This window comes from Parazoarcus sp. PS-13 R2A (genome assembly GCF_057621855.1).
In genome coordinates, this window is record NZ_JBYEXN010000027.1 from 1 (window position 1) to 12,906 (window position 12,906).

At 58.7% G+C, this 12,906-nt stretch carries 10 protein-coding genes; 5 read left to right on the plus strand and 5 right to left on the minus strand.

The window, feature by feature from the left end:
- Nucleotides 1-25: 25 nt before the first annotated feature.
- Nucleotides 26-937, minus strand: coding sequence for a LysR family transcriptional regulator (locus AC22G6_RS19330; protein WP_108947935.1), 912 nt, complete (start codon nucleotides 935-937; stop codon nucleotides 26-28).
- A 95-nt stretch (nucleotides 938-1,032) separates the two neighbouring features.
- On the opposite strand from AC22G6_RS19330, the gene AC22G6_RS19335 reads away from it, so the two are divergent.
- From AC22G6_RS19335 to AC22G6_RS19355, 5 genes are all read left to right on the plus strand, one after another.
- Entirely contained in the window at nucleotides 1,033-4,626 is a 3,594-nt protein-coding gene (locus AC22G6_RS19335; protein ID WP_487368125.1) for an indolepyruvate ferredoxin oxidoreductase family protein, read from the plus strand.
- A 60-nt stretch (nucleotides 4,627-4,686) separates the two neighbouring features.
- On the plus strand, nucleotides 4,687-6,036 hold the full coding sequence (locus AC22G6_RS19340) for a 3-oxoacid CoA-transferase subunit B (RefSeq protein ID WP_487368126.1): 1,350 nt from the start codon (nucleotides 4,687-4,689) through the stop codon (nucleotides 6,034-6,036).
- 46 nt (nucleotides 6,037-6,082) lie between these two features.
- Entirely contained in the window at nucleotides 6,083-6,832 is a 750-nt protein-coding gene (locus tag AC22G6_RS19345) for an electron transfer flavoprotein subunit beta/FixA family protein (protein ID WP_487368127.1), read from the plus strand.
- Nucleotides 6,832-7,761, plus strand: a complete 930-nt coding sequence (locus AC22G6_RS19350) for an electron transfer flavoprotein subunit alpha/FixB family protein (RefSeq protein WP_487368128.1) — start codon at nucleotides 6,832-6,834, stop codon at nucleotides 7,759-7,761. The genes AC22G6_RS19345 and AC22G6_RS19350 overlap by 1 nt, the downstream gene beginning before the upstream one ends.
- A 307-nt stretch (nucleotides 7,762-8,068) precedes the next feature.
- Nucleotides 8,069-8,287 (plus strand): hypothetical protein, encoded by a 219-nt coding sequence (locus tag AC22G6_RS19355; RefSeq protein ID WP_487368129.1) that lies wholly within the window; start codon nucleotides 8,069-8,071, stop codon nucleotides 8,285-8,287.
- A gap of 51 nt (nucleotides 8,288-8,338) precedes the next feature.
- On the opposite strand, the gene AC22G6_RS19360 is transcribed toward AC22G6_RS19355, so the two are convergent.
- The 4 genes from AC22G6_RS19360 to AC22G6_RS19375 form a co-directional block, all read right to left on the minus strand.
- Nucleotides 8,339-9,922: an MFS transporter gene (locus AC22G6_RS19360; RefSeq protein WP_487368130.1), complete on the minus strand. Its 1,584-nt coding sequence runs from the start codon at nucleotides 9,920-9,922 to the stop codon at nucleotides 8,339-8,341.
- The gene (locus tag AC22G6_RS19365; RefSeq protein WP_487368131.1) at nucleotides 9,919-10,968 is read right to left on the minus strand and encodes a universal stress protein; all 1,050 of its coding nucleotides are present in this window, start codon (nucleotides 10,966-10,968) and stop codon (nucleotides 9,919-9,921) included. Before AC22G6_RS19365 ends, AC22G6_RS19360 begins: the two co-directional genes overlap by 4 nt.
- A gap of 92 nt (nucleotides 10,969-11,060) precedes the next feature.
- Nucleotides 11,061-12,002 carry a VOC family protein gene (locus AC22G6_RS19370; protein WP_108947943.1) on the minus strand — a complete coding sequence of 314 codons (942 nt, stop codon included), beginning with the start codon at nucleotides 12,000-12,002 and terminating at the stop codon, nucleotides 11,061-11,063.
- A 129-nt stretch (nucleotides 12,003-12,131) separates the two neighbouring features.
- Nucleotides 12,132-12,890 carry an SDR family NAD(P)-dependent oxidoreductase gene (locus AC22G6_RS19375; RefSeq protein ID WP_487368132.1) on the minus strand — a complete coding sequence of 253 codons (759 nt, stop codon included), beginning with the start codon at nucleotides 12,888-12,890 and terminating at the stop codon, nucleotides 12,132-12,134.
- Nucleotides 12,891-12,906: the final 16 nt, after the last annotated feature.

A 12,906-nucleotide genomic window follows, 5' to 3' on the forward strand; every position in this document is an offset into this window, starting at 1 on the left:
TCGTCGATGACTCCCCGTAGCCCACTCAACTCCCACATGTCTGAATCAAAAACTGCCTGAACGCATCCGCTGGACGAGCTAGTTCGGCGCCGCGCTTCCAGATCAGTCCCACCTCCATGTCGGGTACAACGTCGAGGATGGGGCGGGATTCGATTTTCTTTCCTTCGAGGGACCACGGGCGATACATCATGTCCGACAGTATGGTGACGCCGAAGCCGTGGGCGATCAGGCCGCGCAGGGCTTCTACTGCGCCGGTGCGGAAGGCGATGTCGGGAGCGATACCTCGGGCTTGCCAGTAGCGCTGCGTGGAGCGTTCGCCTTCGTCTACGGTGATCTGAATGTAGGGGTAGGCGGCGATGTCTTCCAGTGCGGCATTGTCCTTTTGCAGCAAGGGGTGGTCGGCTGAGGTCCATAGCTGACGCCGCGATCGCAACAAGACGTGGTGGCCAAAGCGTTCGCGTTCGGTGACGTTGGAGAGGATGACGACGCCGAGTTCAATCTCTTCGCTCTCTACAGCTTTCTCGATCTCGGCGCGGTTCATGTCGCGCAGGTCCAGTCCAAGGTCGGGATAGTTGGCGCGGAAACGAGCGAGCAGGGGAGGAAGAAAGTAGCCGAGCACGGTGTAGGAGGCGCCGATTCGGATCGCGCCCTTGAGGTGGTGGGCCTGGAAACGAGGTTCGCGCAGCGCATCTTCAAGCGAATCAAGAATGTGACGGGTGCGTTGATAGAAGCCGTGACCTTCGGCGGTGAGGCTGACTCCGTGCGGTTTTCGGTCGAAAAGGCGCACACCAAGCGAGGCTTCCAGCAACAGCACCGCGTTGGTGATGGCCGATTGGGAGACATGGGCTCGAGTGGCGGCCATTGAGAACTGTCCCGTTTCGGCTGCGGCGACGAAGTAGCGCAGTTGGCGCAGGGTGACACTGTTATCTGCTGACATCTGTTTTCCTGATACCAGAACTCATTATTCGTGACTTTACGATAGATGAACATGTTTCTACTATATGTTCAAATAATGAAGGACTGGAGACACGGATGAACTCACCACTTTCTGCAGAGGCTGCAGGGGCCATGGCGTCGGTCAGTCTTGACGACAAGTACACCAAGGCAGTTGGACGGGTGTATATCAGCGGCACCCAGGCTCTCGCGCGACTGCCGATGCTGCAGAAAGAGCGTGACCGGCTTGCCGGGCTGAACACTGCTGGATATATCTCGGGCTACCGTGGGTCGCCGCTCGGTGGACTTGACCTCGCCTTGTGGAAGGCCAAGAAACATCTTGCCAGCCACGATGTGGTCTTTCAGCCGGGTCTCAACGAGGATCTTGCCGCAACCGCAGTGTGGGGTACGCAGCAGGTCAATCTTTATGCCAATGCTCAGCGCGATGGCGTGTTCGGCATGTGGTACGGAAAGGGACCGGGTGTTGATCGTTCGGCCGATGTGCTCAAGCACGCCAATGCCGCTGGAACTTCGCCACATGGTGGGGTGCTGATGCTGGCAGGCGACGATCACGCGGCCAAGTCGTCATCGGTTGCACACCAGTCGGAACACCTTCTCATTGCCTGCGGTATCCCGGTGCTGTACCCGGCCAATGTTCAGGAATACCTCGACTTCGGTTTGCACGCCTGGGCGATGAGCCGTTATTCGGGCCTATGGGTGTCGATGAAGTGCGTGACCGACGTGGTTGAGTCCTCGGCCTCGGTCGATATCGACCCGGAACGCTTGAAGATAGTGATCCCCGAGCATTTCGAGATGCCCGAGGGGGGACTGAACATCCGCTGGCCCGATACCCCGCTAGCGCAGGAAGCGCGCATGCTCGATTACAAGTGGTACGCCGCGCTCGAGTACATCCGTGCCAACAAACTCAACAAGGTTGTGGTCGATTCGCCTAATGCGCGCCTTGGCATCATGGCCGCGGGCAAGGCCTATCTCGATGTGCGTCAGGCGCTGACCGATCTTGGTCTGGACGAGGAAGCCTGTCAGCGCATCGGCATCCGACTTTTCAAGGTGGGTTGCGTCTGGCCGCTCGACGCGCAGGATGCACGCGAGTTTGCGACCGGACTCGAAGAAATTCTGGTGGTCGAGGAAAAGCGCCAGATTCTCGAATACGCGCTGAAGGAAGAACTGTACAACTGGCGTGAGGATGTCCGTCCCCGTATCTACGGGAAGTTTGATGAGCGCAACAATGCAGGCGGCGAATGGTCAGTGCCGCGTGGGCAATGGCTGCTACCGGCGCGTTACGAACTGTCGCCTGCGATCATTGCCAAGGCAATTGCGCTACGGCTTGATCGGGTTGGTCTGCCTGATGATGTGCATGCCCGCTTGATGGCGCGGATCGAGGTGATCGAGGCCAAAGAGCGCGAGGCCGCACGCCCGCGCATTACCGTCGAGCGCAAACCATGGTTCTGCTCAGGGTGCCCGCACAACACTTCCACCCGCGTCCCCGAAGGCTCGCGAGCGCTCGCCGGAATCGGTTGTCACTACATGGCGATGTGGATGGATCGCAGCACGGAGACCTTCACCCAGATGGGGGGGGAGGGTGTGAGCTGGCTGGGGCAGATGCATTTCTCCGGCGACAAGCATGTATTCGTAAACTTGGGAGACGGTACCTACTTTCACTCCGGGATGCTCGCGATCCGCGCCGCCATCGCAGCAGGCGCAAACATCACGTACAAAATTCTGTTTAACGATGCAGTGGCCATGACAGGTGGTCAGCCGGTTGATGGAACGCTTACCGTGCCCCAGATTGCCTGTCAGGTAGCTGCGGAAGGTGCCGGCCGGATTCTGATCGTTACTGACGAGCCGGAGAAGTATTCGGAGCGCAAAGGCTTGCCTGAGCACGTGACGGTGCACCATCGAGACGAATTAGATGCGCTGCAGAAGCAGTTGCGCGAGTTGCAGGATGTGTCGATCCTGATCTACGACCAGACTTGTGCCACCGAAAAGCGCCGCCGCCGTAAGCGTGGTGAGTATCCCGACCCGGCACGTCGCGCCTTTATCAATCCAGCCGTATGCGAAGGCTGCGGCGACTGCTCAGTGGCGTCCAACTGCCTGTCGGTGGAGCCGATGGAAACGCCACTCGGCACCAAGCGCAAGATCAACCAGAGTTCGTGCAATAAGGATTTTTCGTGCCTTAAGGGTTTCTGCCCGAGCTTCGTCACGGCCGAGGGCGCCCAGTTGCGCAAGCCGCCTGCGGTTGAAGCGAGCCGCACTGGGCAGTCGATCGTGGTTCCCGAGCCAGTTCTTCCGTTGCTCGACAAGCCTTGCGGAATCGTCGTGACCGGAGTTGGTGGGACGGGCGTCGTCACCATCGGTGCACTCATCGGCATGGCCTCGCACCTCGAAAACAAGGGTGTCACCGTACTCGATATGACCGGTCTGGCACAGAAGGGCGGGGCGGTGATGAGCCACGTTCAGGTGGCGGCGACACCGGAAGAGATTCATGCCACCCGGATCGCGACCGGCGAAGCGAACGTGCTGATCGGCTGCGACGAGATCGTATCGGCCTCGGGCGAGGTCTTGTCGAAGGTGCGACAAGGATTGACCCGCGCGGTGGTCAACAGCGCAAGGACACCTGCTGCGGAGTTTCTCTCCAATCCGGACTGGAAGTTTCCCGGGGTGGCTGCAGAGAATGACATCCGTGCTGGCGTTGGCGAGGACTGCGAATTCATCGATGCGAATGCACTCGCGCTCCAATTGCTCGGCGATACGCTTTACGCCAATCCTTTGTTGCTTGGTTATGCATGGCAGAAGGGATGGTTGCCGCTGGGCAAGGACGCGCTGTTGCGCGCAATCGAACTCAACGCGGTTGCCGTAGAGAAGAACAAGCAGGCATTCGAGTGGGGGCGGCTTGCTGCGCATGATCGCTCTGCACTGCCTGCTGCACCGGCCGCCCGCACCACCGAAGCGGTGGTCATGGAAATGCCGGTATCGCTCGATCGTGTCATCGCGCGCCGGATCGAGTTGCTGACTGCCTATCAGAATGAAAGGTATGCACGGCGCTACAGCGATGCCGTTGCAAGCGTGCGCGAAGCAGAGCAGCACGTGGTCGGGACTGGCAAGCTGCAATTGACCGATGCGGTCGCTTGCAACCTGGCCAAGCTGATGGCGTACAAGGATGAATACGAGGTTGCGCGTCTGCATGCTGATCCGGTTTTCCTCGACCAGTTGCGCCAGCAGTTCGAGGGCGAGCCCGGCCGCGACTATCAGCTCAATTTCTATCTGGCACCGCCCCTTAGTGCGAAGCGTGATGCCGACGGGCATCTGCTGAAGCGTCGCTATGGCAGCTGGATGATGGGCGCCTTCAAGCTGCTTGCGCGCTTCAAAGGCTTGCGTGGCACAGCGCTGGATCCGTTCGGGCGAACAGAGGAGCGTCGTCAGGAGCGTCGACTGGTGGCGGACTACCTGGCCTTGATTGAAGAATTCTCCACCTCACTCACTGCAGAAAATCTTTCCTTTGCGATCGATCTGGCACGCGTGCCCGAGATGATCAGGGGCTATGGCCATGTCAAAGAGCGAAACATGCATGAGGCGCATGTTCGGCAAACGGCGCTGCTGGTCAACTACCGCAAACACTCCCCAGGTGGCGCGGCGCCATCAGGACGGGAGGTACGGGAGGCACTGCGGGCCTGACTGTTTGAGCGGGGTCCCCTTACGTTGTTTCCCCTTTCGATTTCACCGACTGAGAGAACCATGAACAAAGTTTTTGCATCTGCGTCAGGCGCGCTCGCGGGCCTGCTTCATGACGAAATGACGGTTGCAGCAGGCGGGTTTGGGCTGTGTGGCATCCCTGAGAATCTTATCGTTGCCTTGCGCGACAGTGGCGTAAAAGAGCTGACTATCGTCGGCAACAATGCCGGTGTGGATGACTTTGGGATGGGTTTGTTGCTTCAGAACCGGCAGGTCAAGAAGGTGATTGCCTCCTATGTTGGTGAGAACAAGGAGTTCGAACGTCAGGTTCTCTCTGGAGAGCTTGAACTGCAGCTCACGCCTCAGGGCACTTTGGCCGAAAAGCTCAGGGCGGGCGGGGCCGGCATTCCCGGTTTCTACACGCGGACTGGTTACGGCACGCTGCTGGCCGAAGGGAAAGATCTGCGATCTTTTGGTGGTAAGGAGTACGTCCTAGAGGAAGCCATCTCAGCGGACGTTGCCATCGTTAAAGCGTGGAAGGGCGACAAGGCGGGCAACCTCGTCTACAGGAAGACCGCACGCAACTTCAACCCGATGATTGCCACCTGCGGCAGAGTGACCGTGGCTGAGGTCGAAGAACTGGTCGAAGTCGGCGAGCTTGATCCGGACGATATCGAAACGCCTGGCATCTACGTCGACCGGATCGTCCTTGGCCCCAGCTACGAGAAACGCATTGAGTTCCGGACCGTTCAGGGTGCAGCAGCCTCCAGGAAGGAATCGGCTACCAGGCTGATGATGGCGCAGCGGGCTGCCAAGGAGCTGCGCGACGGTTACTACGTGAACCTTGGAATCGGAATTCCGACCCTGGTGGCGAACTTCATCCCGCCCGGAATCAACGTCACCCTGCAGTCCGAGAACGGCCTGCTGGGTATTGGTCCTTTCCCGTCTGCTGAGGCGGTAGATCCCGACCTGATCAACGCCGGTAAGCAGACCATCACCGCGATCCCGGGAGGCAGCTTTTTTTCCAGTGCTGATTCCTTTGCGATGATTCGCGGCGGTCATGTGGATCTGTCAATCCTTGGCGCACTCGAAGTGACGGACCAGGGTGATATCGCAAATTGGATGGTCCCCGGCAAGATGGTGAAGGGGCCCGGCGGTGCGATGGATCTGGTGTCTGGCGTGCGGCGCGTAATCGTGCTGATGGAGCACTGCTCCAAGGACGGCATGCCCAAGATTGTTCCGCACTGCACCTTGCCGATTACGGGCAAGGCCTGCGTCAACATGATCATCACCGATCTGTGCGTCTTCGACGTCATTCCCGGGCAGGGGCTTGTGCTGAAGGATCTCCATGAAGGTGTCACCCTCGAGGAAGTTCGAGCCAAGACAGGTGTGCCGTTTGAGGTGCTGGCCTGAGCGTTCGCCATGGCCGGTTGAACATGAAAATTGCATGGAGTAAACAATGAAGATCCTCGTACCCGTTAAGCGCGTGGTCGATTACAACGTCAAGGTGCGCGTCAAGGGTGACGGCAGCGGCGTCGAGCTTGCCAACGTAAAGATGAGCATGAACCCCTTCGACGAGATCGCGGTGGAAGAGGCCGTGCGGCTCAAGGAGGCTGGTATTGCGACCGAGGTCATCGCAGTGTCCTGCGGCGTTGCCCAGTGTCAGGAAACCCTGCGCAACGCCATGGCCATTGGCGCGGACCGCAGCATCCTGGTTGAAACAGACATCGAGTTGCAGCCGCTTGCTGTGGCAAAACTGCTGAAGGCGCTGTGTGACAAGGAAGCGCCGCACCTGGTAATCCTGGGTAAGCAGGCGATCGACGATGATGCGAACCAGACCGGGCAAATGCTTGCTGCGCTCGCAGGCTGGCCGCAGGCGACTTTCGCCTCCAAAGTGGTGATTAGCGGCGAAAAGGTCACGGTAACCCGCGAAATCGACGGCGGTCTAGAGACGCTGGAGATGCCGCTGCCAGCTGTCGTGACCACGGATTTGAGACTGAATGAACCTCGCTATGCGACCTTGCCCAACATTATGAAGGCGAAGAAGAAGCCCTTGGAAACAATCGCGCCAGCGGACCTTGGTGTCGATGTGACGCCACGCCTGAAGACGCTTCGAGTGGGAGAGCCACCCAAGCGTAGCGCCGGTGTGATGGTGCCAGATGTGGCTACGCTGGTCGAAAAACTAAAGAACGAAGCAAAGGTGATCTGATGACAATTCTTGTTATTGCCGAACACGACAACCACACGCTGAAGGGCGCCACACTTAACACAGTTGGGGCCTCGGCGAAGATTGGTGGCGAAGTACATGTGCTCGTTGCCGGTAGCGGCTGCGCCGGCGTTGTGTCTCAGGCGGCGGCAATTGCAGGCGTTGCGAAAGTGCTACATGCAGAGGCTCTGCATTACGAAGCGCAGACTGCCGAGAACATCGCTGACTTGGTCGTGGCGATCGCAGAGGGGTACAGCCATATTCTTGCGGCCGCGACGCCAGCAGGCAAAAACCTTTGCCCTAGGGTCTCTGCAATGCTGGATGTTGCGCAGATCTCCGAAATCAGTGCAGTCGATTCGGCTGACACCTTTCAGCGTCCGATTTACGCAGGAAATGCGATTGCAACTGTGCAGAGTTGCGATTCGGTCAAAGTGATCACGGTACGCACGACCATGTTCGAGCCTGCAGGATTAGGCGGGAGTGCCGTCGTTGAAGCGGTGGCCGAACGCGACGACCTGGGAATGACACGCCTGGTTGTTCGTGAGCTGACTAAGAGCGAGCGTCCGGAGCTTGGCGCGGCGAGCATTATCGTTTCGGGTGGACGAGGGCTTGGAAGCGGTGAGAGTTACCGTGAGATGCTTGAGCCGCTCGCCGACAAGCTTGGTGCAGCACTCGGCGCCAGTCGTGCAGCCGTTGATGCTGGCTTTGTGCCTAACGATTATCAGGTTGGTCAGACCGGCAAGGTTGTGGCGCCTCAGGTGTATTTCGCAATTGGTATTTCCGGCGCGATTCAGCACCTTGCCGGCATGAAGGACAGCAAGGTGATCGTGGCGATCAACAAGGATCCCGAGGCTCCTATCTTCCAGGTCGCTGACTATGGGCTGGTCGGTGATCTCTTCGCTGTCGTACCTGAACTGCTCAGGGCGCTCTGAAATCGGATTCTTCGGTGAGGCAGCGATCCCTCTCCCGCGAATTGCCCACCGAAGATAGCTTGACCCATCGGCCTGCGGCCGGTGGGTTTTTTTTGCTGAACATGATTGGTCACCGCATCCTCAGCGTGGAATGTATGCGTCGATGATCACGTCAATTTGCATAAAAATAGACGTAATACAGAAAAGTGTGCAAAAAAACTTGTATTCTGCTATTCGCTGAACTAATCTGACACAGGAATCAGTATTCCACATAAAGAATCTGCCGCTCGCTAGAAGTGGTGATCGATTGGTGACAGGAGGAGGCGTGATGATGATCAAGACACTGGTATTGAGCGTTGCAGCAGGGGTGATGCTTGCTGGGTCGAACGGAATGTTCCCCAGCTTGTTGATTGGTGAGGAGCTTGGATGCGATCGGTTGGCGCCTTGTGATCTTCAGGCTGTTCTGGACAACCATCACCATGCTTATCATCCGCATACGGAAAATACGCCCGACGATTTTTTTCGGCTCGCAAGCTTTGCGAGGTGAGCGGGGCCTTCACTTCATTTTTCAGTACAGAATCGGGTGCTGTTTCGTTACTCAAGCTTCGGCGATGTAGCGTCGAGTCTCGCTCCGTCCATCGTGGCTGAGTGCTAGGAGTTGCTCTTCCAGTTCCTGGTCACGACGAGTTATCCGGTCGCGCTGGCGTAGATAATCGAGCCATGAGTCGACCAAGAAGCGTTCAATCTGCTGCTCCGGGTGTTCAAGGTCGCGATAAAGCCGCCATGCGATCGCACCATTGCGTTTGCGGGCAAGGCCGAGTTCGCGAGCCACGGCAATGAAATTTTCGTGGTGCTCTGCACGAATCGAATAGCGAATTTCGACCGCTACCGGTCCGGCGTTGTGGTCCAGCGTTTCCGCCTCGGCTGAGACGCAGTCTAGTGCAGCGCCTTCGACAGTACCGAAGTCATTCTCGGACCCGAGATGCATGTGGGCGCGTCCAGTCAGCATCAAGCCAACAACGATGCAGGCAGCAGCAATCCACAGACTCCCGGCGACCCCTGCGCGCTCCGCTACTGCGCCCCACAGGACGCCACCAGCCGCCATTGCTCCCATGATTACCAGCAGGTAGACGGAAGCCACGCGTGCGCGCACCCAAGCAGCCGCCGAGGTCTGGATGACCGTGCCTGAACTGGTGTTCACCGCCATCCATGCCATTCCGCCAATTGCCAAAAGTGCGCATGTCAGCGCTATGTCAGTGACAAACGGAATTAACGCGGTGACGGCAGCGAACGTTAAAGCGCCAATGGTGACGATTCGACGTACAGAAAATCGTTTGTAAAACCGTGCGATCTGGAGAGCCGCTACAACGGCGCCGACGCCAAGGCTGCCCAAAAGCAAGCCGAAGCCACCTGGCCCCAGACCCAACTGCTCTCGTGCCACGAGTGGAAGCAAGGCCCAGATTCCGCTGCCTGCGGTTACAAAAACAAATACGAGGCGCAAGGTCTGGCGAATCTGCGTAGAGTGCCGCATGTAACGCAAACCGCTGCGGATGCCGTTCCACATCCGTTCTGGGGGAAGGCTTGGCCGCGCGGTCGAGTCAGGCATTGCGCGCAGCAGGAGCAGCGAGAGCAAAAAGCCGAGTGTGACGAGTGCGAACAGGGTGGGTGTACCGGCCACGGCAATCAATGCGCCGGCGACTGCCGGGCCAACCACTCTGGCGATATTGGGCGTTACTGTGGATAGTGCTATCGACGCCGGAATTTGGCCTTTCGGAGCGCTGTCAATATTGGATGCCACCCATGCCGACATGCCAAATGCGTTACTTGTGCCCAGCGCAAACGTAAGCCCGAGCAATAGCCACGAGCCCATCACGCCCCCATAAGCGAGTGCGGTGAGGAGAGCAGCGCTAGCGAGAGAGCAGGACTGGGTGATGATCAGGAAGCGCCGCCTGTTAACCATGTCCGCGAGCACGCCGCTGGGCAGGCCAAGGAGAAAAGCGGGTAACGCCATGGCTGTCTGCACAAGCGACACCATCAGCGGAGAGTCGGGTTCAAGCTCGGTCATCCGCCAGGCTGCACCGATGTTCTGCATCCACATCGATAGATTGACAACGATTGCGGCGATCCACAGTGCGCGGAATGGAGGATGCCGCAACGGCGCCCAGGGGCTGTCGTCCTTCACTGGCGGGCGGCACCCATACGTTTCAGACTTTGATGCATGTTGGCGATTCGGGAGTAAATGCGCCGATAGAACTCGCGCTCACCGTTGTTGAAGCGCGGGTCGCCGTTGCGGCCGAATGCGGCGGAAATTTCTTTCCAGTCTTCTTGCTGGAGATGCGTACGTGCGCCGGGGATGATCTCCTGCTCTTCGACTGCGATGTGTTTGAGTTGGCCTTGGGCGAATGCGTCGACAACGCTTGCAAGGTTGTTAGCCTCTTCTTCGGGCGCGGAAACATAGCGGCCGAGCGCTTCCCTGACGCTACTCAGGTGCCCGTCGGATTCGCGGTGCTGTCGCTGAAGATCGGCGATAACCGGATCGAGTGCGGAGGTTCGACGCTGGAGCGCGGCGAAAAGATAGGCATCCTCCTTGGGATGATGGAGTTTTGCCGGGAACTCGCCAAGGTAGTTCAGCATGGAGTCGAGCAGGGTGACGTCTGCAGCTTCGCCTTCACGCAGCGTGCCTGCAAGCATGCGCATGCCGTATGACACAACCGCGATCGCTCTGTGCTCGTCCTTGATGATGGCGCACACCTTGGTCATGTCTGGGCTTGGATCGTTCTTTTCGACGGAGGAGACAAGCACCGGGACGCGGCTTGCGGCAAGAACTTTCAAAGTTTCCGATCCCAGCATCAGTCCTCCAATGCTGCGCGGACCGTGCGAGGCCATGAAGATGAGGTCACACCCCAGTTCGGTGGCTGCGGCGAGGATTGCCTCATGTGGGCGATTGCTCGGGCGACTGACGCATTGGCAGTCTATCTCGCTCGCACGTGCGGAGACTTCAGCCTTTGACAAAATCTCGCGCGCGCGACCGCCAAAGTCATCTTGGTAAAGCGCCGGATCAAGCAGGTGAATCAGTGCGCCATCTTCCGTGAGCGAGGCACTGGCGTCGATGTCAGCGTAGAAAAAGGTGATGCGCGCACCCACGCTGCGGGCGAAGTCAATCGCCTGGGAAACCGTCTGGCTGGAGAGATGCGTACCATCGGTGGGAACAAGAATATGGCTGTACATCGATGACTCCGGTGATGGATATGTGCGTCATCGCACGAGAGGAATTCGAGTAGGCGTGGGCGCGATCTGGCCGTCCTTGCAGACGCGGATGTTCAGCGCTTGAGGGCGAGAACTTCCGGGTCGAAAATCTCCTCAGGCGTCTTTACGCTGGGGCCGAGAATCGGGCCGACAATCTCATGGCCCCATGTCGACAGCTGCTCAGGGTTGAGTTCAAAGCCGTCTTCGTGCCACGGTTCGAGCTCCGTGATGCATTCGATGGCAAAACCCGAGGGGGTGAAATGATAGAAGGACATATGCGGGTCCTGAGTGTGCTGACCCAGCGTCATCATCATGTCGTGTCCGTGCTTCTTCACAAGGTCGTACGTTTCGCCCACATCACGCACGTTGCTCACAAAGAGCCCGATATGCTGCACGCCAGCACGACCCGGACCAAAACCGTAGGCGATGTCATGGCTGGTCTGGTTGTTGAGCTTTGAGCGGAAGAACCCGGTTTTGCCCTTTCCTGCCCCCGACCCGTACCAGTGCATGCCCATGATGCCGGTGAGAAAGTGATCAAGCTCCGGCGTGTATTCGGGCGTGATCAGCACGACGTGGCCGACGCCGCGGGCACCGCAGACGAATCCGCCGTGTGGCCGACCTGGAACGAAGGAACGCGGCGACCATTTTTGCGCATAAAACAGCTCATGCTGGTAGCCAACAGGATCGCGGAACCGGATGAGCTCCTTTACGCCGCGTGTCGCGCAGAGTTCGGCGTCTCCTACAGTGATCTCGATGTTGTGATTGCGAAAACGCTCAACGGCCGCATGAAACTCCAGTTTGCCGCGAGCCTCCCAGCCGATATAGGCAATTCGGTCAATCTTGCCGGGATGAAGCGCGATTCTGTGACGCCGGTCATCCAGCTTGAAATAGAGCGAATCAGGGTCGGATTCGGGAGCGTTACCGATCTGGAAACCCATAACCTTGGGGCCGTAATCGCGCCACTCGTCGAGTTTGGTGGTCTCGAAACCAAGGTAGCCAATGCCGATGATGTCCATGCTGTCTTCCTCCTAAGTTGTGAAGCCTGCGCTCGCGAATTCCACCGCGATTTGCACTGATTGCTTTCAGTTCGTTTGTGCCGAGAGGGCATTCATTCGCTGTTGGGCGGGAGAGGGCTGTCGGTGCAGTCAGACCGCCAGCAGCCCTCCGTCGATGACAAGATCAGATCCCGTCATGAAGCCGGCTTCGTCCGATGCAACATATAGTGCGAGGGACACGACCTCGTCAGGCTCACCCGGGCGATCCTGTAGTACGCCGTCGAGAAGGGCCTTGCGCATCACTGGGTTGTCCACGAACGCAGCCGTCCCCGGGGTTCGGACAAAGCCCGGACTGATGCTGATCGCACGGATGCCAACTGGAGCGCCCTCCACCGCGAGTTGGCGGGTAAAGGACACGACCGCACCTTTGGCCGCGCAGTGTGCGCTGATGCCGGCGACCCTCGAACCGGCCCACGCCGCAGTCGATGCGATGTTCAGGATCACCCCACCGCGAACGGCGAGGTGATTCCATGCGTGCTTGGTGGTAAAGAAGATCAGGTCGATCTCGTTGCGGATGGTGTAGTGCCAATCCTCGATCGACATGTCTGCGACCGGAGCGAAGCGTGCTGCGGAAGCGTTGTTGTAGAGGATGTCGATCCGCCCGAACTGGTCTGCTGCGGACTGGACCCAGGCCTGTGCCTGGGCATGATCGCCAAGGTCGACAGGGGCTGCTCCATGAAGCTCGAAGCCTTCTGCGTTCATCAGACGGCGGGTCTCTTCGTGCGCTGCAGCGTCGGTGTCGCAACCAACTACGAGGGCGCCTTCGCGCGCGAAGCGTAGTGCGGCGACGCGACCCTGGCCACCGCCCGTGCCCGTGATAAGGGCAACTTTTCCTGAAAGGCGACTCATGTGCTATCTCCAGGGA

Excerpts from the sequence above, each read along its gene's own strand:
- AC22G6_RS19330 (WP_108947935.1), bottom strand. The coding sequence starts at position 937 with ATGTCAGCAGATAACAGTGTCACCCTGCGCCAACTGCGCTACTTCGTC.
- AC22G6_RS19335 (WP_487368125.1), top strand. The coding sequence starts at position 1,033 with ATGAACTCACCACTTTCTGCAGAGGCTGCAGGGGCCATGGCGTCGGTC.
- AC22G6_RS19340 (WP_487368126.1), top strand. The coding sequence starts at position 4,687 with ATGAACAAAGTTTTTGCATCTGCGTCAGGCGCGCTCGCGGGCCTGCTT.
- AC22G6_RS19345 (WP_487368127.1), top strand. The coding sequence starts at position 6,083 with ATGAAGATCCTCGTACCCGTTAAGCGCGTGGTCGATTACAACGTCAAG.
- AC22G6_RS19350 (WP_487368128.1), top strand. The coding sequence starts at position 6,832 with ATGACAATTCTTGTTATTGCCGAACACGACAACCACACGCTGAAGGGC.
- AC22G6_RS19355 (WP_487368129.1), top strand. The coding sequence starts at position 8,069 with ATGATGATCAAGACACTGGTATTGAGCGTTGCAGCAGGGGTGATGCTT.
- AC22G6_RS19365 (WP_487368131.1), bottom strand. The coding sequence starts at position 10,968 with ATGTACAGCCATATTCTTGTTCCCACCGATGGTACGCATCTCTCCAGC.
- AC22G6_RS19370 (WP_108947943.1), bottom strand. The coding sequence starts at position 12,002 with ATGGACATCATCGGCATTGGCTACCTTGGTTTCGAGACCACCAAACTC.
- AC22G6_RS19375 (WP_487368132.1), bottom strand. The coding sequence starts at position 12,890 with ATGAGTCGCCTTTCAGGAAAAGTTGCCCTTATCACGGGCACGGGCGGT.